The organism is Streptomyces sichuanensis (genome assembly GCF_020328095.1).
GTDB classification, from domain to species: domain Bacteria; phylum Actinomycetota; class Actinomycetes; order Streptomycetales; family Streptomycetaceae; genus Streptomyces; species Streptomyces cinnamoneus.
Genome location: NZ_JAIXMK010000162.1, coordinates 1 through 19,427 on the forward strand (window position 1 = coordinate 1; position 19,427 = coordinate 19,427).

The following is a 19,427-nucleotide window of genomic DNA, read 5'->3' on the forward strand; positions in this document are numbered from 1 at the left end:
CGCCGGTGCCCGGCGCCCCGGCCGCGGGCGCGGGTGCGCCCTGGCAGGGCGACGCGACGGCGACCGGTGCCGTCCCGCAGGTCTCCGCCCCCGCCCCCGCCGCTCCTGCCGCTCCTTCTGCTCCGGCGAACGGTGCGGCTCCGTGGCCGGGTGAGCCGCAGGCGCCGGTCGACGACTGGCCGGGCGGTTCCTCCACCACGTCCGCGACCCCGTGGCCCGGCGGCCAGAACGCCGGCGGCGGTGCGCAGCAGCAGAAGAAGGGCAACGCCCCCTGGCCGAGCGGCGCCGGCACCTCCGGCACCGCACCGCAGGCCCCTGCCGCCTCCACCACGCAGCAGTTCCCCGCGCCCACCATCGGGGGCGTTCCCGCCGGGGGCGCCGCCTTCGCCGGCGCGCGGACGGACACGCCGCGCGAGGGCTTCCCGGCCGTCCAGGGCCCGGGCCCGCAGGGCGCCGGCAAGCCCGCGGCAGGCCGCGGCAACGCCCAGGGCCAGGGCAACGCTCAGCCCCAGGGCAACGCGCAGGGCAAGGGCAAGAAGAAGCGCGGCCCGAAGAACGCGGCGCCCGCCCCCGCCGCCGGTCCGGCCGGCCAGACGCTGGTCAGCGGCGTGCCGCCGGTGTCCCCGGCGCCCGGCCAGGGCCCCAAGTCCCCCGTCGACACCGGTGCGCCCCGCGTGCCCGTGCCCAAGCCGAAGCCGGCCGCGGCCGCCGCGAAGCCCGCGCCGGCCGTGCCCAAGCCCCCGGCGAAGGGCGCTCCCAAGGCCCCTGCCAAGGCCGCCCCGAAGAGCGCGCCCAAGAAGAAGGGCCGCTCCAAGCTCGTCCTCCTGGGCGGTGGCCTGGTCGGCCTGGTCGGCCTCGCGTACGGCGCCGGGCTGCTGCTCGACCACGCCGACGTCCCGAACGGCACCACGGTGCTCGGCGTCGACATCGGCGGCACGTCCAAGGAGCAGGCCGTCCAGAAGCTGGACTCCGCCCTCGGCCAGCGCGTCGGCGCCCCGCTGAAGGTCTCCATCGGCGGCAAGGCGGCCGACCTCAAGCCGTCCGTGGCCGGCCTGTCCATCGACACCCAGGCCACCGTGCGCGCCGCGGCCGGGCGGGACTACAACCCCGTCACCGTCCTCGGTTCGCTCATCGGCCAGAGCCGCACGGCCGAGCCGACCGTCATCGCGGACGAGGAGAAGATCGCCGCCGCGATCAAGACCCTGGCCGGCGAGACCGGGGCGGCGAAGGACGGCACCATCAAGTTCGAGCCCGGCAAGGCCGTGCCCGTCTACGGCCAGCCGTACAAGGGCGTGGACGTGGACTCCTCGGTCAAGGCCGTCTCCAAGGCGTTCCGCGACCGGGCGGCGACGGGCAACAACCCGACCGTCATGCTGGCCACCTCCGACCAGCAGCCGAAGGTGGCCAACGCCGAGGTCGACCGGATGATGAAGGACTTCGCGACGCCCGCGATGTCCGGTCTGGTGACGATCCAGACCGATCCGGCCCACAAGATCAATTTCGGTCCGGACCGCTCGCTGCCGAAGATCCTTTCCGTCAAGGAGGTCAACGGCAAGCTCGTCGAGAGCTACGACCTGGAGGCGATCAAGGAGCTGTACGGCTCCGCCTTCAACGGCGTGCTCATCACCCGCGGCAACGGCAGCAAGACGCCCGTCCAGCCGACGGACGTCGCCGGCGCCCTCGGCAAGGCGCTGCGCGGCAAGACCCCGGCCGAGCGCATCGTCACCATCACGCAGGGCTGACCCGCCCGCACCGCGTACGAGCCGTACGCACGAGCCCCCGCGCCCCTGCCGGCACGGGGGCTCGTCCGCGTCCGGGCATGGATCCGTCCATGACATCTGTCATCCCCGGTCCACGACGTCCGACACTGCCGGCGGTGGCCACTGGCCAGCGAAGATGTCTTCCATGACCACCACTGCAAGCGTCAACACGGGGGACGGGCGCCGCACGGGCGCCCCCGTGGTCAGCTTTGAGAACGTCAGCAAGAACTACGGCACCGTGCGCGCCGTCGCCGATCTGAGCCTCGATCTGTACCCGGGCGAGACCGTCGCCCTGCTCGGCCCCAACGGCGCGGGCAAGTCCTCCACGCTGGACCTGCTGCTGGGCCTGCGCAACCCCGACGCCGGGCGCGTCGAGGTCTTCGGCACGACGCCGCAGGAGGCCATCCTCCAGGGGCGGGTCGGCGCCATGCTGCAGTCCGGCGGGCTGATGGAGGAGGTGAAGGTCCGGGAGTTGGTGAAGCTCGCCTGCGACCTGCACCCCAAGGCGTTCCCCCTGGAGCAGGTGCTGGAGGCGGCCGACCTCACCGGCATCGCCGACCGCATGGTCAACAAGCTCTCCGGTGGCCAGGAGCAGCGGGTGCGCTTCGCGATGGCAACGGCCGGCGCCAACGACCTCATCGTCCTGGACGAGCCGACGACCGGCATGGACGTCTCGGCCCGCCAGGCGTTCTGGCAGGTGATGCGCGAGCAGACCCGCCAGGGCCGCACGATCCTCTTCGCCACGCACTACCTCGAAGAGGCCGACGCCATCGCCGACCGCGTCATCGTGCTGCGCGGCGGCAGGCTGCTCGCCGACGGCTCGGCCGCGGAGATCAAGGCCAAAGCCGGCGCCCGGCGCATCGTCTTCGACCTCGACCAGCCGGTCGGCGAGGCCGCGCTCCGCGAGTTGCCCTTCCTCGCCTCGCTGGAGATGTCCGGCCGCACGGTGCGCATCCAGTCCCACGACGCCGACGCCACCGTCCACGCCCTCTACGGGCTCGGCCTCTACCCGCGCAACCTGGAGGTCGCGGGCCTCGGCCTGGAGCAGGCATTCCTCGCCATCAACGACGCCGCGACCGCCGAGGAGGCGGCCCGATGAAGACTCTCGTCAAGCTGGAAATCACGCGCACCCTGCGCAACAAGAAGTTCGTGTTCTTCTCCGTGCTCTACCCGGCGGTGCTCTACCTGCTGATCGCCGGTGGCGCCAGCAACGCCGAGCTCGTCGAGGGCACGAAGCTCACCCTCCCGCTGCTGATGATGGTCTCCATGGCCTCCTTCGGCGCCATCACCGCCGTCCTCGTCGGCAACAGCGAGAGGATCGCCAAGGAGCGGGAGAAGGGCTGGGTGCGCCAGCTGCGCCTCACCGCCCTGCCGGGCCGCGGCTACGTGGCGGCCAAGGTCGCCTCCGCCTCCGTCGTCTCCCTCCCCGCGATCCTCGCCGTCTTCGCCATCGCGGCCGTGGTCAAGGGCGTGCGCCTGGACGCCGCCTGGCAGTGGGCGGCGCTGGTGGGCTCGATCTGGGCCGGCAGCATCGTCTTCGCCGCGCTCGGCGTGGCCATCGGCTACCTCGCCACCGGTGACGCCGTCCGTCCGGTCACGTTCATCATCTACTTCGCCCTGTCCATCCTGGGCGGCCTGTGGATGCCGACCACGACCTTCCCGGACTGGCTGCAGTCCATCGCCAAGTGGACGCCCACCCACGCCTACGCGGCGCTCGGCCAGGCCATCGAGGTCGGCGACGCGCCGCACCTGAGGGACGTCGGCCTGCTCGTCGCCTACCTTGTCCTCTTCGCCGGGTGCGCGGCCTGGCTCTACCGCAAGGACACCCGCAGGGCCTGAACCGGTCCGCGGTGCAACGACACGACAGGGAGACGGGGACATGGCCGGACGAGAGCGCCGCTGGAATCCGTGGCGCGCCGTCATGGAGGTCCGGGACGACGCGTCGTACACCGTCGGCATCGGCGCCGAGCCGGACAACCGCCGGCAGGCGATCGTCAAGCTGATCTGGATCGCCATCTGGTTCGCCTACATGGCGGCGCCCGTCGACGACGTCCTCGCCGACCACCACACCCGCACCGCGGACGTACTCGGCGGCCTGGGCCTGCTGGCCTTCGTCGCCGGCTATCTCACCCTCGTCCTCCGGCACACCGTCCGTGCCCTGGACCGGGGCCTGGTGCTCCTCTGTCTCGGCGGGCTCACCACGCTCGCCACTCTGCTGTCGCTGACGCTCGGCGGCGCGTGGCTCGTGCTCTTCGTCTACGTCTGCGTCGCTTCCGGCGCAGTCCTGCCGGCGAAGCTGGCACGTATCGCGATTCCGCTGGTCACGGGGGTACTGGCGGCCATCGGGGCCACTCAGCCGGGCGTCAGCGACTACCTCTTCGCCCTCATCGTCCCGGCGCTGCTCGGCGGCTTCGCGATGACGGGGGTGCGCCAGATGGCCCTCACCACCAGGGCACTGCGCGAGGCGCGCGCCACGGTGGCCCACCTCGCGGCGAACGAGGAACGGCTGCGGCTCGCCCGGGACCTGCACGACCTGCTGGGGCACTCCCTGTCGCTCATCACGCTCAAGAGCGAGCTGGCCGGGCGGATGCTGCCCGACCGGCCCGAGCAGGCCGCCCAGCAGGTCGCCGACATCGAACGGGTCAGCCGGCAGGCCCTCGTCGACGTCCGGGAGGCGGTGAGCGGCTTCCGCCGGCCCACCCTGGAGGCCGAACTGGCCGGGGCCCGCACGGCCCTGGCCGCCGCCGGCATCGCCATCGACCTCACCGGCACCACCGACGCCCACCCCGACCTGCCGCCCGACGAGGAGGGCGCGCTGGCGTGGGCGCTGCGCGAGGCGGTGACCAACGTGGTGCGGCACAGCGGCGCGCACCGCTGCGAGGTGACGCTCGCCGAGGACGGCGACGAGATGTGCCTGACCGTCACCGACAACGGCCGCGGGCCCGGCGGTTCGCCGGGCAACGGCCTGACCGGCCTCGCCGAGCGGCTGGCGCTCGCCGACGGCCGGCTGGAGACCGGTGCCGGCCCGCGCGGCGGGTTCCGGCTGCGGGCGTGTGTACCGCTCTCGCGCCCCGTCGTGGAGGCGGAAGTGCAGGCGCAGCGGCAGAGCTGAGCGCCCGGGCGCCTACCCTGTCGCTGTGACAGCAGCTCAGCCCGCAGCCCCCGCCGGCGATTCCGGCCGGCCCACCATCAGGGTCCTCCTCGCCGAGGACCAGTCGATGGTCCGGGAGGCGCTGGCCGCGCTCCTGGGCCTGGAGGGGGACATCGACGTCGTCGCCCAGGTCGCCCGCGGCGACGAGGTCCTCGACGCTGCCCGCCGCACCCCGGTCGACGTGGCCCTGCTGGACATCGAGATGCCGGGGATGACCGGGCTCGACGCGGCGGCACTGCTGCGGCGCGAGCTGCCGCAGCTCAAGGTCGTCATCCTGACGACCTTCGGGCGGCCGGGCTACCTGCGCCGGGCCATGGAGTCCGGCGCCGACGCCTTCCTGGTCAAGGACGCCCCCGCCGCCCGGCTGGCGGAGGCGGTGCGCCGGGTGCTGCGCGGCGAGCGGGTCATCGACCCGACGCTGGCGGCGGCCGCCCTCGCCGAGGGCGCCAACCCGCTCACCGACCGCGAGCGGGCCGTCCTGGCCGCCTCGGCGGACGGCTCCACCAACGCCGAGCTGGCGAAGGCCCTGCACCTCTCGCACGGCACGGTCCGCAACTACCTCTCGACCGCGATCCAGAAGACGGGCGCCCGCAACCGCGCGGAGGCGGTGCGCATCGCCCGCGACAAGGGCTGGCTCTGACGCCCGGGCGCCGCCCTCAGTTGAGCATGGCCCGCGCGGCCAGCGCCTGGTGGCGCACGGTCTCGGCGGCCGTGGGCTCCACCGGGGCGATCACCTCGGCGTACTCCTCCAGCTCGCGCGCGCCGCGGGCGAAGTCGCCGCGCTCCACGAGCAGCTCGGCGCGCTCGTAGCGCAGCCGGGCCGGATGGGTGGGCAGGAGCAGGGAGAGCTCCACGGCCCACAGCTGGACGTCGCTGCGCTCGGGGCGGGCCGCCGCCCAGGCGCGGATGTTGTTCAGCACCCTCAGGACGATCTCCAGCGGCTCGGCCGGGGAGAACAGCGACGGCGTCAGCGGGGCCCCGGTCGCGCCCGCGATCAGCAGCCCCGCGTCCTCCTCGGAGAGGATCCGGCCCCCCTCGAAGGGGTCGGCCAGCACGTGGTGCCCGAACGGGTCGCCGAAGCCGACGACGAAGTGCCCGGGCAGTGCCACCCCGTATACGGGTGCGCCGGCCCGCCGGGCGACCTCCATCCAGATCACGGACAGCAGGATCGGCAGCCCGCGCCGCCGCCGGAGCACCTCGTCCAGCAGCGAGGACTCCAGCCGCCGGTAGTCCGCCGGCGTGCCGTGGAAGCCGCAGCGCCCGCCGAGCAGCTCCGCCAGCGCCTGGGCCCAGTGCCGGGGCTCCGCCCGGCGCCCGAGGGCGGGCAGCAGCCCGGTCAGCCGGTCCAGCTCCATCTGCGCGGCGTCGGCCGCGTCCTCCCGCAGCCCGGGCCCGGCCCCCGCCGCGGCCTCCGCGGAGACCAGCAGGCACAGCAGTGCCAGGTCGGGCCGGTCGTCCCGGGCCGCCTCCGCGAACCGCCGCCGTCGCTCAGTGGTGTCGTCGTACATGCGTGCCTCGTACCCCTCGGGGCGATGGTGCAGCCACCGCCACTGTCCATGGTGCGACCGTGGCTACCGCTGCGGCTCGCGACGGTAGTGATAGGCGTGGTGCGTGGTGAAACCGAGCTCGTCGTAGAGCGCGGCCGCCGCCGCGTTGTCCGTCTCCACCTGCAGGTACGCCGCCGAGGCACCCTCGTCCAGCGCCGCCCGGGCCAGCCGGGCCATGACGAGGGTGCCCAGCCCCTGCCGTCGCCGGTTCGGGCTCACGTCCAGCGCGGCGAACCCCGCCCACCGGCCGTCGACCACACAGCGCGCTATCGCCGCCGGGGGCTCGCCGGGCTCCCCCGGCACGGTCGTGAAGAGGACCGAGGGCCCGCCGCCCAGCACGGCCAGCGCGTCCGTGGGGTCGGCGCCGGTCCGCCCGTACGCCGCCAGCCACGCCTCGTCCGGCGCCCGGGTCAGCAGCACCTCGGCCGCGGCCACGTCCCGGTCGGCGATCGGCGCCAGCGCGGCCGTCCGCATCAGGGCGTACCGCTCGGCCGTCCAGCCGCGCCGCGCCAGCTCGGCGTCGAGCACCTCGTCGGCCGCCGGGTCGTCCGTGGTGACCTGCACGCGCGCGGGCAGCCCGCGTGCGGCGTACCAGGCGGTCACCCGCTCCAGCGCCGCCGGCAGCGGCAGCCCGCAATCGCCCAGGGGAAGCACCGAGTTGGCCCGGGTGGTGAAGCCGCCGGCCGCGCGCAGCGTCCAGCCGCCCAGCCGCTCGGTCTCCCGGGCGGGCCAGCCGCGGGCCGCGATCTCCTGGAGCTCGCGTCGGCCGGCCGCGGGGCCCCGCCGCCGGGCGGGTGCCGCCGGGACGACCTTGCCGGCGACGAGCGCCGTCTCCGCGATCTCCACCGCCTCACCGTTCCGGCGTGTGATCCGCAGCACACCGCCCTCCCAGGAATCGAGCATTCCGACGGTGTCGGTGAAACGCTCCGGCGAAGTCGCGGTGTCGTTCACCCGCCGTACGGAGACCCTTTTTCCCACATCTGCCGCGGTGATCCGGACTTCCAGCCTTCCGCCAGTGGTGAATTCCACAGCTCTGCCCGCCCCTCTTGTTCGTCATGTGCCCGGGGAGGGAGATACTAGGTGTGGGCATCGACGACGCCGCGCTCCCGCGCGAGATGAGCCCTACCGAGGAGGAACGACAGCGTGACCTACGTCATCGCGCAGCCTTGTGTCGACGTGAAGGACAAGGCGTGCATCGAGGAGTGCCCCGTCGACTGCATCTACGAGGGCTCCCGGTCCTTGTACATCCACCCGGACGAATGCGTCGACTGCGGCGCTTGTGAGCCGGTCTGCCCGGTCGAGGCGATCTTCTACGAGGACGACACTCCCGAGGAGTGGAAGGACTACTACAAGGCGAACGTCGAGTTCTTCGACGAGCTCGGTTCGCCCGGTGGTGCTTCCAAGCTCGGCCTGATCGAGCGGGACCACCCCTTCATCGCCGCGCTGCCCGCGGACATCAACCCCGAGCACTGAGCGGCGCCGCCGCGGCCCCGTACGGCCCTCCGCCGTACGGGGCCGCGGCGTTTCCCGCGCCGGGCGCCGTCGCGTCCCGCCGCCTTACCCCACGCACCCCCACGCCGCAAGAGAGCGAGCAGCGAACATCGTGAGCGCAGTCTCTTCCCGCCTCCCCGTCTTCCCCTGGGACCGGCTTGAGCCGTACAAGGCCACCGCGGCCGCCCACCCCGACGGCATCGTCGACCTCTCGGTGGGCACCCCGGTCGACCCGGTGCCCGCCGTGATCCGGCAGGCGCTGGCGGCCGCCGCCGACAGCCCCGGCTATCCGACGGTGTGGGGCACGGCCGCGCTGCGGGACGCGCTCACCGGCTGGGCGGAGCGGCGCCTGGGCGCGCGGGGCCTGGAGCACACCAACGTGCTCCCGGTTGTCGGTTCCAAGGAGCTGGTGGCCTGGCTGCCGACCCAGCTCGGCCTCGGCGCGGGCGACAAGGTCGCCTACCCGCGCCTCGCCTACCCGACGTACGAGGTCGGCGCCCGCCTGGCCGGCGCCGAGCCCGTCGTCTACGACGAGCCCACGGAGCTCGACCCGGCCGGCCTGAAGCTGCTCTGGCTGAACTCGCCGTCCAACCCGACCGGCCGCGTCCTCTCCCCGGAGGAGCTGCGCCGCGCCGTCGCCTGGGCGCGCGAGCACGGCGTCCTGGTCGTCAGCGACGAGTGCTACCTGGAGCTGGGCTGGGAGGCCGAGCCGGTCTCGGTGCTGCACCCGGACATCTGCGGCGGCTCCTACGAGGGCATCGTCGCCGTCCACTCGCTCTCCAAGCGCTCCAACCTGGCCGGCTACCGCTCCGCCTTCATCGCCGGTGACGCCGCCGTCCTCGGTGAGCTGCTGAAGATCCGCAAGCACGGCGGCATGATGATCCCGGCGCCCGTCCAGGCCGCCACGGTCGCGGCCCTGGCCGACACCGCGCACGTCACCGAGCAGCGCGCCCGCTACGCCGCCCGCCGGTCGGCGCTGCGGACCGCCTTCGAGGGCGCGGGCTTCCGGATCGAGCACAGCGAGGCGTCGCTCTACCTGTGGGCCACGCGCGACGAGCCGTGCTGGGACACGGTCGGCGAGCTGTCCAAGCGCGGCATTCTGGTCGCCCCGGGCGACTTCTACGGGGCGGCGGGCGAGCGGTTCGTCCGGATCGCCTTCACCGCCACCGACGAGCGCGTCGAGGCGGCGGTCCGGCGTCTGGCCGAGTAGCCCCTACGTCCTCGCCTACGCGCGCAGGGGGCCCGGGACGGTGAGTCCCGGGCCCCCTGTGGGTGCTCCACGGAGCGGTGCCGAGTGGTTCAGCCGAGGGGAAGGCCCTTGGTCGGCAGGCCCTGGGTGGGCAGGCCGCTCTTGGTGACGCCCTGAGCGGTGTTGCCCGCGGCCTGGCCGAGGCCGCCCGCCACCTGGCCCGCGGCCTTCTGTACGGCCGGGACCTGCTCCTTGCTGGCCTTGCCCACCGTGCTGGTGGTGGTGCTGACGGCCTTGTTGCCGACGCCCGTCGCCGTGCTCCCGGCCTGCTGGGAGGCGGAGTCGATGTTGTTGCCCAGGTTGGCGCTGTCCACCGCGCTCAGTCCGCCGAGGTCGGGGGCCTTGACCAGGTCCGCGGCGCTCGCAGTGCCGGCCGCCGCACCGACGATGGGAGCGGCCGCCGCGACGAGCAGGGCGGCGCGGGCGATCCGACGCGTGAGGGGGAGGGACATGTTGCTCCTTTGACGGAGTGGGAGTTCGGTTGCTGTCCGGCGAGCGGACGCTGTGACTACCGCGTGAGCCCGGCGAAGGTTGCGGTGCAGCAAGGTAAAGAGTGAGTAATGCGTCGCATTATCGGCTCTGTTGAAATCCTGCCAAACCGGGCAGGTTGTCAATCAATACGGAGGGCTTAAAAGCCTTTAGTCACAAGGTCGCCGGGGGTAAGTCGAGAACCCGTGCGGATGGCCGGGGAGGCGACAACTCCCGTATGCCGCACGTACTCCCGGGGAGGGGTCACTCGCACTACTGAGCGGTGGTGATCCGCACCTCGGCCGGGCCGTTCCCGGACCCTCCGTCCCCCGATTTCCGCCAGCCGGCCGAGGAATTCTCCGCCGTCCACACCCGGTCGCCGAAGGAAACGCGCTCCACCCGCAGCTGCGCCGCGTGCGCCACGGCCCACGACGCCAGCTCCCAGCCGCGCCGCCCCGGCCCGTCCTCCGCCGGCCCCGCCCCCGGCCCGGGCTGCACCGGCACGACCACCGTCCGCGGGTCCCCCGCACCGCCGGAGCGGCCCTCGCCGGCCGGGGCGCCGGCCACCGCCGGCACCACCCCCGCCCCGAACTCCCGCTTCAGCTTCGCCCGCACCGCCGCACCGCTGCCGGGCTTGCCGTCACCGGGACTGCGGGTGCAGCTGAACGCCGCCTCGACGCGGCCCGTCAGCGCCAGCGCCAGTAGCGAGGCGTCCGGCTCGTGCTTGGCGTACGCCTGCGGGAAACCACTGCGCTGCACTTTCTGCGCGGCCACCGTCAGCGGCAGCCGCGAGTACCCCGGCACCTTCACCAGGTGGTCGTAGAACTTCCCGGCCGCGTACACCGGGTCCGTGATCTGCCCGGCCGTGCCCCAGCCCTGCGTCGGCCGCTGCTGGAACAGACCCAGCGAATCGCGGTCCCCGTGGTGGATGTTGCGCAGCCCCGACTCCTGCATCGCCGTCGCCAGCGCGATGGTCACCGCCCGCTCCGGCAGCCCCCGCGAGGACCCCACGGCCGAGATCGTCGCCGCGTTCACGGCCTGCTCCGGAGCCAGGGAGTACGACTCCCCGTTCGCCCGCACCGTGCAGCGCGGCGCCCCCGGGCCGCCCGTCACCAGCTGGGCGATCCCGTACCCGATCAGCGCCAGCAGCACGGCACAGGCGGCCACGGTGCGCAGCAGTCGGCCACGGCGGGTGACGATGATCCGGGACATGCGGGCCACGTTACTTGAGAGACCGCCCGCCGCAGGCGCCCGGCCGTCGGGGCGGCCGCGTTAGGCTCGCGGCATGGATCACGCCGCACTGGACCTCTCCCTCGACGCCGCCGCCCTCACCGCCCAGCTCGTCGACATCCGTTCCGAGAGCGGTGCCGAGAAGCCGCTGGCCGACGCCATCGAGCGGGAACTGCGCGCCCTGCCGCACCTGACCGTCGACCGGCACGGCAACAACGTCGTGGCCCGCACGCACCTCGGCCGCGCCGAGCGCGTCATCCTCGCCGGCCACATCGACACCGTGCCGATCGCCGACAACGTCCCCTCCCGCCTCGACGACCAGGGCATCCTGTGGGGCTGCGGCACCAGCGACATGAAGTCCGGCGTCGCCGTGCAGCTGCGCATCGCCGCGACCGTCCCCGCACCCAACCGCGACCTGACGTTCGTCTTCTACGACAACGAAGAGGTCGCCGCCCACCTCAACGGCCTCGGCCACGTCGCGGCGGCCCACCCCGAGTGGCTGGCGGGCGACTTCGCCGTCCTGCTGGAGCCCTCCGACGCCCAGGTCGAGGGCGGCTGCCAGGGCACCCTGCGGGTGCTGCTGCGCACGAAGGGGGAGCGGGCCCACTCGGCGCGCAGCTGGATGGGGTCCAACGCCGTCCACGCCGCCGCCCCGATCCTCGCCCGCCTCGCCGCCTACGAGCCGCGCCGCCCGGTCGTCGACGGCCTGGAGTACCACGAGGGCCTCAACGCCGTGGGCATCACCGGCGGCGTCGCCACCAACGTCATCCCCGACGAGTGCACCGTGACGGTGAACTTCCGCTACGCCCCCGACCGGACCGAGGAGGAGGCGCTCGCGCACGTCCGCGAGGTCTTCGCCGACTGCGGCGTCAGCGAGTTCGTCGTCGACGACCACTCCGGCGCCGCCCGCCCGGGCCTCACGCACCCGGCCGCCGCCGCCTTCATGAAGGCCGTGGGCGGCGAGGCCCGGCCCAAGTTCGGCTGGACGGACGTCGCGCGCTTCAGCGCCCTCGGCATCCCCGCCGTCAACTACGGGCCCGCCGACCCCCTCTACGCGCACAAGCGGGACGAACACGTGGCGACCGCGAAGATCACGCACTGCGAGGAGCGGCTGCGCGCCTGGCTGACGAGCTGACGGCCCCTCGCCACGCCGTTCCCGGGCCTACCCTGGGGCAACGAATCCGACGATCTGCGGTTCCCGCGAACCGCAGCGGAGGGAGCACGGTATGGGCAATCCCGAGACGTCGCGCACGCGACGCGAGCAGCGCCGGGGACCGGTCGTGCGCCGGCTCGGCCAGATGCAGGCGGGCACCACCGACCAGCACCTGCTCGACACCAGAGGGACCGCCGACTGGGTGCACGAGGACCCGTTCCGGGTCCTGCGCATCCAGTCGGAGTTCGTCGAGGGCTTCGGAGCGCTCGCCGAACTGCCACCGGCGATCAGCGTGTTCGGCTCCGCCCGCACCCGGCCGGGCACCCCGGAGTACGAGGCCGGGGTGGCCATCGGACGCGGCCTGGTCGAGGCGGGCTTCGCCGTCATCACCGGTGGCGGGCCCGGCGCCATGGAGGCCGCCAACCGGGGGGCGATGGAGGCGGGCGGCGTGTCCGTCGGCCTCGGCATCGAACTCCCCTTCGAGCAGGGGCTCAACCCGTACGTCAACCTCGGCGTCGACTTCCGCTACTTCTTCGTCCGCAAGACGATGTTCGTGAAGTACGCGAGCGGCTTCGTGGTCCTGCCCGGCGGGCTGGGCACCCTGGACGAGCTGTTCGAGGCGCTCACCCTCGTGCAGACCAAGAAGGTCACCCGCTTCCCCATCGTCCTCTTCGGCTCCGCCTACTGGCGGGGCCTGGTCGGCTGGCTGCGCGACACCCTCGTCGCCGAGGGCAAGGTGGGCCTGCACGACCTGCAGCTCTTCCACGTCACCGACGACGTCGACGAGGCGATCGGGGTGGTCACCAAGGAGGCGGGGACGTAGGCCCCGCCCTCGGGCGAGCCCTCGCCGGGCCACCGCGGGCGGGCGGTGGCCGGCGATGGACGCCGCCGTGTCCGGCACCTGCTTCGGCCGTGCCTCCCGACGCCGTCCTCGCGGGGCTCGGCGGGTGGGCGGTTGCGGTGGGGTATCCGCCGCGCGGACCTCAGGCGAGTCCCCGCCGGGCCACTGCGGGCGGGCGGTGGCCGGCGATGGACGCCACCATGTCCAGCACCTGCTTCGTTTCCGCCACCTCGTGCACGCGGTAGACCTGCGCGCCCAGCCAGGCCGAGACGGCCGTCGTCGCCAGCGTGCCCAGCACCCGCTCCCTGACCGGCCGGTCGAGCGTCTCGCCCACGAAGTCCTTGTTCGACAGCGACACCAGCACGGGCCAGCCCGTCTCCGCCATCTCGCCCAGGCGACGGGTGGCCTCCAGCGAGTGGCGGGTGTTCTTCCCGAAGTCGTGCCCCGGGTCGATCATGATGCCGTCGCGCCGGACCCCCAGCTTCACGGCCCGCTCGGCCAGCCCCAGCGTGACGCGCAGGATGTCCGCCATCACGTCCTCGTACGCGATCCGGTGCGGCCGCGTCCGCGGCTCGACGCCGCCCGCGTGCGTGCACACCAGCCCCGCCCCGTAACGGGCCGCGACCTCGGCGAGTTTCGGGTCCACACCGCCCCACGCGTCGTTCAGCACGTCCGCCCCCGCCTCGCAGACGGCCTCGCCGACCTCGTGCCGCCAGGTGTCGACGCTGATGACGACGTCCGGATGACGCCGGCGCACCTCGGCCACGAAGCCGACCGTGCGGCGCGCCTCCTCCTCGGCGGTCACCTCCTCGCCGGGGCCCGCCTTCACCCCGCCGATGTCGACGATCGCCGCGCCCTCCGCGATCGCCTGCTCCACCCTGGCCAGCGCGGGCTCGTCGCGGAACGTCGCGCCCTGGTCGTAGAAGGAGTCGGGCGTCCGGTTCACGATCGCCATGATCACCGGCTCGTGAGCGTCGAACTCGCGTCGTCCCAGCCGCAGCATCTTCCGTACTCCCTCTCCGTGGTCCGCCAGCGACCTTAACCGTCAGTGGGGCATGGCACGATCAGAGTGGACGGTTTGGCTGACGGAGGACTGACGGGGAGACGGTCGTGTTCTGGTTCTTGCTCATCGCGCTGGTCGTGGTGGTCGCCGCGGTCACGCTCGCCGTCGCCTCCGGCGACGACACCACCGGCGTCCTGCCCGAGCCCGCCCAGGACCGCATGGCCTGGCCGCTGCCGGCCGGCCGGCCCGTCGGCCGCGCCGACGTCGAGGCGCTGCGCCTGCCCATGGTGCTGCGCGGCTACCGCATGGCGGAGACCGACGACGTCCTGGACCGGCTGGGTGCCGAGCTCGCCGAGCGCGACGCCCGCATCGCCGAGCTGGAGGCCGCGCTCGCGGGCGCGCAGGCCGCGGCGATGGGGGGCCGCGGGCTGATCGCCCCCCAGGACGCGCCGCCCGCCGCCGGGGAGGCCGGTTCCGGCCCCGCCGAGGACACCGAGGGCGGCACGGGCCCCGTCGGCCGTCCGGGCGACGAGAAGACCGACGGCGCCGGGGGCGGCAAGCGCGACGAGGAGGGCACCGCATGAGCGAGGCGGGAGTGGTCGTCGGCCCGGACGGGCTCGCGCGCTGCCCGTGGGGCCTGGAGGCGGAGTCCCGGGAGGACTACCGCGCCTACCACGACACCGAATGGGGCCGGCCCGTCCACGGCGACGACGCCCTCTACGAGCGGATATGCCTGGAGGCGTTCCAGTCGGGGCTGTCCTGGCTGACGATCCTGCGCCGCCGCGAGGGGTTCCGCGCGGCGTTCGCCGGGTTCTCCATCAAGAAGGTCGCGGCCTTCACGGACGCCGACGCCGAGCGGCTGCTCGCCGACCCCGGCATCATCCGCAACCGCGCCAAGATCGCGGCAGCGCTGGCCAACGCCCGGGCGGCGGCCGAACTGGGGCCCGGCGGGCTGGACGCGATGGTGTGGTCGTACGCGCCCGGAGCCGCCCGGGTGGCACCCCGGACGTTCGCCGACGTGCCCGCGATCACCCCCGAGTCGACGGCCCTGGCCAAGGACCTCAAGAAGCACGGCTTCCGCTTCGTGGGGCCGACGACGGCGTACGCCCTGATGCAGGCGTGCGGCCTCGTGGACGACCACCTCTCCGGCTGCCACGCCCGCGGCCGGACGGGCCCGGCGTGAGCCCGTCCGGTTCCTGAGCCCGGCCCGCGGGCCGGGCGGGCGGCTCAGCGCCCCACGAACTTCGGCTTCTCCTTCGCCAGGAACGCGGCGACGGCGATCCCGTGGTCCTCCGACGCGCCCGCCGCTTCCTGCAGCTCGTCCTCCTTGGCCAGCGTCTCCGCCAGCCCGTGCTCCGCCCCGTACGCCAGCGACGCCTTGATCGCGGCGTAGGCCGCGGTCGGGCCCGCGGCCAGCCGGCGGGCGACCGCCTCCGCCTCGGCGGCCAGCTCCGCCGCCGGCACGACCTTGTCGGCCATGCCCAGGGCGTACGCCTCCTCGGCCGGCACGTTGCGCGGGAAGAGCAGCAGGTCCGTGGCCCGGCCCCGGCCGATCAGGCGGGGGAGGGTCCAGGAGACGCCCGAGTCGGCGGTCAGGGCGACGCCGGCGAAGGAGGTGTTGAAGGCGGCCGAGTCGGCCACCACCCGGTAGTCCGCCGCGAAGGCGAAGCCGGCCCCCGCGCCCGCCGCGACGCCGTTCACCCCGGCCACGACCGGCTTGGGCATCCGGGTGATGGCGCTGATGATGGGGTTGTAGTGGTCCTTGACGGTGTCCATGGTCGTCCGGGTGCCGCGCTCGCGGTCGGCGGCCAGCGAGGCCACGTGCTCCTTGAGGTCCTGCCCGACGCAGAAGGCGCGCCCGGTGGCGGTCAGCAGGACCGCCCGGACGTCCCCGTCGGCGGCGGCGTGCTGCAGGGCGTCACGGAGGGCGGCCTTGGTCTCCGTGTTCAGTGCGTTCATGGCGTCGGGGCGGTTGATCGTGATCGTCGCCAGCCCGTCGGTCACCTCGTACAGCACGGTGTCGGCCATGGTGCGGTCCCTCCCTCGGTCGGTTGCGGACGCGGGTGTCCCCCTGCCGTCCAGGCGCTCAGCATGCCGGAGATCATCGGGAGCCGATATGTGACCTGCGTCAAACAATTGAGTGGCGTCATGGCCTTGAGAGCGACGCACTCACGCAGGACGATCCCCGAATTGAGTGGTTTTGCGGCAGCGCGTTGCCGAAGGGATGCGGACCGATGTTGGTCATTGGGTCGCGCGATGCGGGATAATGACCTGGAAGCAATGTGTTCGATGCCGGTGACGTGTGCCCTTCCAGAGGGCCGTCGGCTGACGATGAGCTGGTTTCAGGAAGGGGAACGAGCATGGCGGCCATGAAGCCGCGGACGGGCGATGGCCCGCTCGAGGTGACCAAGGAGGGGCGGGGCATCGTCATGCGGGTTCCGCTCGAAGGCGGCGGTCGTCTCGTCGTCGAGCTGACCCCTGACGAGGCCAAGGCTCTCGGCGAGGCCCTGGAGAAGGTCACCGCCTGACGCACAGGCCCAGGATTCCCGCACCGCCCCGGCTACCGGCCCGTTCCGGTCCCGGGGCGGTGGCGTACCCGGCTCCGGCCGGCGCCTCCCCGGGTCCGTCCGGCGCCCACGTCGTTCCCGGTCCCGCGACGGCCCGGCATGCGCTTCGTTCCCGGTCCCGCGACCGCCCGGCGCCCGCGCCGTCTCCGGGCCGGGTCCGCGCCGTCTCCGACGCCGTGGCGCCCGCGGGTCCGTCAGCCGCCGCGCCGGACCGCGCACAGCAGGCCGTCGCCCACCGGCAGCAGGGACGGCACCAGTGCCGTGGACTCCCGCACGGCCCGCAGCAGTTCGCGCAGCCGCTGCACCTCGGCGGGCGGCAGCGCCGAGTCGACCGTACGGCCGTCGGCGAAGACGCCCTCGAAACAGACCAGTCCGCCCGGGCGCAGCAGGCGCAACGATTCGGCTAGGTAGTCGAGGCACTCCGTGCGGTCACCGTCGCAGAAGACCAGGTCGTACCCGCCGTCGGCCAGGCGCGGCAGGACCTCCAGGGCACGGCCGGGGATGAAGCGCGCGCGGTTGCCGGCGAAGCCGGCCGCGCGGAACGCCTGCCGGGCGAACTGCTGGCACTCCGGGTCGCTGTCCACGGTCGTCAGCACGCCGTCCGGGCGCATGCCGTGCAGGAGGTGGATGCCGGAGACCCCGGTGCCGGTGCCGATCTCCGCGACGGCCTTGGCGTCCGCGGCGGCGGCAAGCAGGCGCAGCGCAGCGCCGGTGCCGTTCGACACCGAGCGGAGGCCCGCCTCGTAGGCCCGGTCCCGGGCCCAGCGCAGCGCCTCGTCCTCGGCGACGAACACATCGGCGAACGCCCAGCTCGTCTGCTGGTTGCCGGTAATGGCCCTCTCCTGTCCCCGTAGTCCACGCAACCGTGACTGTATCCGCTGCCCACGGGAACCCGCAGATGGGACCGGGCGTTGGAAAGGGCGGAAGGGCCCTTGCGAAGGCCGGGCGGGAGGGGGAACCGACGGGCGCCGGCCGGGCGTCACGGATCACGGCAGGGCAAGACCAAAAAGCGGGTCAAAAATGCTTATCCGGAGCTAACGGGCGAGGTGGATATGGTAGGGGCTCCACTGGACACCACCAGAGCCGACAGGGGAGGTGCGGCTGCGGGCGGCGACCGCCGAGGGGTGCTGAGGCGCCTTGGACTCCGGTCCGCTCCCGAGCCGAAATCCGTGACCTACACCGCTGATACCCGCGCCACCAGCTCCGCAACCACCGCGGCCTTCGCCACCGATGCGGACGCACCGGCGTGGACACCTCCCACCTGGGAGGAGATCGTCAGCACGCACAGCGCACGGGTCTATCGCCTCGCCTACCGTCTCACGGGCAATCAGCACGACGCCGAGGACCTGACGCAGGAGGTCTTCGTCCGCGTCTTCCGCTCGCTGTCCACGTACACCCCCGGCACGTTCGAGGGGTGGCTGCACCGCATCACCACCAACCTCTTCCTCGACATGGTCCGCCGCCGGCAGCGCATCCGCTTCGACGCGCTCGGCGAGGACGCCGCGGAGCGGCTGCCCAGCCGTGAGCCCTCCCCGCAGCAGCACTTCAACGACACGCACTTCGACGCCGACGTCCAGCAGGCGCTGGACACCCTCGCGCCGGAGTTCCGCGCCGCGGTCGTCCTGTGCGACATCGAGGGGCTGTCCTACGAGGAGATCGCCGCGACGCTCGGCGTGAAGCTCGGCACCGTCCGCAGCCGCATCCACCGCGGCCGTTCCCACCTGCGCAAGGCGCTCCAGCACCGCTCGCCCGCCGCCCGGGCCGAGCAGCGCGCGACGGCGGGAATGGCACCGGGGATCCGGATGGGTGGGGAGGTAGGGATCGCGTGAGCGGTTCAGGCGGTCCGTCCCCCGCCGAGCACCATCTCGGCGACCGCCTCGCGGCCCTCGTCGACGGGGAGTTGGGACACGATTCGCGGGAGCGGGTGCTGGCGCACCTCGCCACCTGCTGCAAGTGCAAAGCGGAAGCCGACGCCCAGCGCCGGCTCAAGAGCGTGTTCGCGGAGGCCGCGCCCCCGCCGCTCTCGGCCTCCCTGCTGGCCCGCCTGCAGGGCCTGCCGGGCGAGGGTCTCGGCGACGACCGCGACGGCGGCGGTGACGGCCCGGCACGTGGAAGAGGCACCTCCGCCGGACGGGCGGAGGCGTACGCCCTGCTCCCGGTGGCTCCGGACCCGCGTGAGCGCGGCTTCCGCATCCACGAGGTCGAGCCGCGCGGCGCCTCGCGGGGGCGTCGCTTCGCCTTCGCCGCCGCCGGGGCGGTCTCGCTGGCGGCCTTCGCGCTCGTCGGCGCGCAGCCGCTGGAGACGGCCGTGGAGCCGCCCAGGGCCCGTGGCGGCGGCCCGAGCGCCACGACGACCTCGCTGGCCATGACCCCCGGCCAGGTCCGCGAGGAGCGCGACCTGAGCCGCACCCGGCCGGCGGCCAAGGAGGTGTCCGTCCCTCTGACGGCCCCGGCGTCCGCGGGCGTCGCGCTGCTGCGCCCCTCCGACGCCCCCGTGCTGCCTCCCCTGGTGCACACCTCGCGCCACCCCCTCACCGGAGCGGCGTCCGCGCGCTGATTGCGCCCGGCTCCCCTCCGCACGCACCGCAGGACCTGGTGTAATCGTCATGGGGCGCGCCGCCCACCGGCACGCGCGCCCCGAGGGACGGAACGGTGGGGAGAACCATGGACGAGGGCAAGGCACAGCCGCCGCAGGACGCCGCTGCAGCCGGGGACGGCACGGAGCGGGCGCCCCTGCACGCGCCCGACCCGTACGGCACCCCGCCCTACGGCCGGCCCGGGCCGTGGGCGCCCGCACCGCCCGTGCAGCGGCCCACGGTGACCCCCGCCCACGGCACGGACCTGCCTCCCGCCGCTCAGACGCCCCCGCCCGTTCACCCGGGCGGGCCCGAGCCGCAGCCCCACCCCTACGCCGGGACGCCCGCCCCGGGCACGCCCCCGCCCGCCGCAGGACCCGCGCCGGCGGCC

The 19,427-nt window shown here is 73.9% G+C and carries 21 protein-coding genes and 1 pseudogene; 15 read left to right on the plus strand and 7 right to left on the minus strand.

Going from position 1 to position 19,427, the window contains the following annotated elements; all coding sequences use genetic code 11:
- From LE181_RS29225 to LE181_RS29245, 5 genes are all read left to right on the plus strand, one after another.
- The coding region (locus LE181_RS29225) for a peptidoglycan binding domain-containing protein (RefSeq protein ID WP_225664525.1) at window positions 1–1,742 on the plus strand (1,742 nt) is incomplete at its 5' end.
- Between the two features lie 163 nt (window positions 1,743–1,905).
- Complete coding sequence (locus tag LE181_RS29230; protein ID WP_225664526.1) at window positions 1,906–2,859, plus strand: ABC transporter ATP-binding protein; 954 nt, start codon at window positions 1,906–1,908, stop codon at window positions 2,857–2,859.
- Complete coding sequence (locus LE181_RS29235) at window positions 2,856–3,599, plus strand: ABC transporter permease (protein ID WP_225664527.1); 744 nt, start codon at window positions 2,856–2,858, stop codon at window positions 3,597–3,599. Before LE181_RS29230 ends, LE181_RS29235 begins: the two co-directional genes overlap by 4 nt.
- Before the next feature lie 40 nt (window positions 3,600–3,639).
- Window positions 3,640–4,872 (plus strand): sensor histidine kinase, encoded by a 1,233-nt coding sequence (locus LE181_RS29240; RefSeq protein WP_372458535.1) that lies wholly within the window; start codon window positions 3,640–3,642, stop codon window positions 4,870–4,872.
- Between the two features lie 25 nt (window positions 4,873–4,897).
- Window positions 4,898–5,551 (plus strand): response regulator transcription factor, encoded by a 654-nt coding sequence (locus LE181_RS29245; protein ID WP_225664528.1) that lies wholly within the window; start codon window positions 4,898–4,900, stop codon window positions 5,549–5,551.
- Window positions 5,552–5,567: 16 nt separating this feature from the next.
- Here the strand turns inward: LE181_RS29245 and LE181_RS29250 are convergent, their stop codons facing one another.
- Window positions 5,568–6,419, minus strand: a complete 852-nt coding sequence (locus tag LE181_RS29250) for a transglutaminase-like and tetratricopeptide repeat-containing protein (protein WP_225664529.1) — start codon at window positions 6,417–6,419, stop codon at window positions 5,568–5,570.
- Between the two features lie 63 nt (window positions 6,420–6,482).
- A complete protein-coding gene (locus LE181_RS29255; protein ID WP_225664530.1) occupies window positions 6,483–7,487 on the minus strand; it encodes a GNAT family N-acetyltransferase in 1,005 nt (334 codons plus the stop codon).
- A 114-nt stretch (window positions 7,488–7,601) separates the two neighbouring features.
- Between LE181_RS29255 and fdxA the strand changes: the two genes are divergently transcribed.
- Entirely contained in the window at window positions 7,602–7,931 is a 330-nt protein-coding gene (gene fdxA, locus LE181_RS29260) for a ferredoxin (RefSeq protein WP_030366150.1), read from the plus strand.
- A gap of 130 nt (window positions 7,932–8,061) precedes the next feature.
- Window positions 8,062–9,159, plus strand: coding sequence for a succinyldiaminopimelate transaminase (gene dapC / locus LE181_RS29265; protein ID WP_225664531.1), 1,098 nt, complete (start codon window positions 8,062–8,064; stop codon window positions 9,157–9,159).
- 89 nt (window positions 9,160–9,248) lie between these two features.
- On the opposite strand, the gene LE181_RS29270 is transcribed toward dapC, so the two are convergent.
- Both LE181_RS29270 and LE181_RS29275 read right to left on the minus strand, forming a co-directional pair.
- Window positions 9,249–9,650: an ATP-binding protein gene (locus LE181_RS29270; RefSeq protein ID WP_225664532.1), complete on the minus strand. Its 402-nt coding sequence runs from the start codon at window positions 9,648–9,650 to the stop codon at window positions 9,249–9,251.
- Between the two features lie 289 nt (window positions 9,651–9,939).
- A complete protein-coding gene (locus LE181_RS29275) occupies window positions 9,940–10,878 on the minus strand; it encodes a VldE C-terminal domain-containing protein (RefSeq protein WP_225664533.1) in 939 nt (312 codons plus the stop codon).
- Window positions 10,879–10,951: 73 nt separating this feature from the next.
- On the opposite strand from LE181_RS29275, the gene dapE reads away from it, so the two are divergent.
- On the plus strand, window positions 10,952–12,031 hold the full coding sequence (gene dapE, locus LE181_RS29280) for a succinyl-diaminopimelate desuccinylase (RefSeq protein WP_225664534.1): 1,080 nt from the start codon (window positions 10,952–10,954) through the stop codon (window positions 12,029–12,031).
- Window positions 12,032–12,122: 91 nt separating this feature from the next.
- Window positions 12,123–12,872, plus strand: a complete 750-nt coding sequence (locus LE181_RS29285; RefSeq protein WP_190113088.1) for an LOG family protein — start codon at window positions 12,123–12,125, stop codon at window positions 12,870–12,872.
- Window positions 12,873–13,032: 160 nt separating this feature from the next.
- On the opposite strand, the gene folP is transcribed toward LE181_RS29285, so the two are convergent.
- On the minus strand, window positions 13,033–13,893 hold the full coding sequence (gene folP, locus LE181_RS29290) for a dihydropteroate synthase (RefSeq protein WP_225664535.1): 861 nt from the start codon (window positions 13,891–13,893) through the stop codon (window positions 13,033–13,035).
- Window positions 13,894–14,000: 107 nt separating this feature from the next.
- On the opposite strand from folP, the gene LE181_RS29295 reads away from it, so the two are divergent.
- Both LE181_RS29295 and LE181_RS29300 read left to right on the plus strand, forming a co-directional pair.
- Window positions 14,001–14,477 carry a DivIVA domain-containing protein gene (locus LE181_RS29295; RefSeq protein ID WP_225664536.1) on the plus strand — a complete coding sequence of 159 codons (477 nt, stop codon included), beginning with the start codon at window positions 14,001–14,003 and terminating at the stop codon, window positions 14,475–14,477.
- Entirely contained in the window at window positions 14,474–15,076 is a 603-nt protein-coding gene (locus LE181_RS29300; protein ID WP_225664537.1) for a DNA-3-methyladenine glycosylase I, read from the plus strand. The genes LE181_RS29295 and LE181_RS29300 overlap by 4 nt, the downstream gene beginning before the upstream one ends.
- Before the next feature lie 44 nt (window positions 15,077–15,120).
- Here the strand turns inward: LE181_RS29300 and chcB are convergent, their stop codons facing one another.
- Window positions 15,121–15,921, minus strand: coding sequence for a 2-cyclohexenylcarbonyl CoA isomerase (gene chcB, locus LE181_RS29305; protein ID WP_225664538.1), 801 nt, complete (start codon window positions 15,919–15,921; stop codon window positions 15,121–15,123).
- 332 nt (window positions 15,922–16,253) lie between these two features.
- Here chcB and LE181_RS29310 point away from each other — a divergent pair, with 332 nt between their 5' ends.
- Window positions 16,254–16,421, plus strand: a complete 168-nt coding sequence (locus tag LE181_RS29310; RefSeq protein ID WP_179198936.1) for a DUF3117 domain-containing protein — start codon at window positions 16,254–16,256, stop codon at window positions 16,419–16,421.
- Between the two features lie 233 nt (window positions 16,422–16,654).
- Here the strand turns inward: LE181_RS29310 and LE181_RS29315 are convergent, their stop codons facing one another.
- The gene (locus LE181_RS29315) at window positions 16,655–17,323 is read right to left on the minus strand and encodes an O-methyltransferase (protein ID WP_225664539.1); all 669 of its coding nucleotides are present in this window, start codon (window positions 17,321–17,323) and stop codon (window positions 16,655–16,657) included.
- 189 nt (window positions 17,324–17,512) lie between these two features.
- Between LE181_RS29315 and sigE the strand changes: the two genes are divergently transcribed.
- The 3 genes and pseudogenes from sigE to LE181_RS29330 all read left to right on the plus strand — a co-directional run.
- Window positions 17,513–18,289: an RNA polymerase sigma factor SigE gene (gene sigE, locus LE181_RS29320; protein ID WP_225664540.1), complete on the plus strand. Its 777-nt coding sequence runs from the start codon at window positions 17,513–17,515 to the stop codon at window positions 18,287–18,289.
- Window positions 18,286–19,017: a zf-HC2 domain-containing protein gene (locus LE181_RS32540; protein ID WP_225664541.1), complete on the plus strand. Its 732-nt coding sequence runs from the start codon at window positions 18,286–18,288 to the stop codon at window positions 19,015–19,017. Before sigE ends, LE181_RS32540 begins: the two co-directional genes overlap by 4 nt.
- 107 nt (window positions 19,018–19,124) lie before the next feature.
- Window positions 19,125–19,427, plus strand: a pseudogene (locus LE181_RS29330) (protease); the annotation flags it as partial.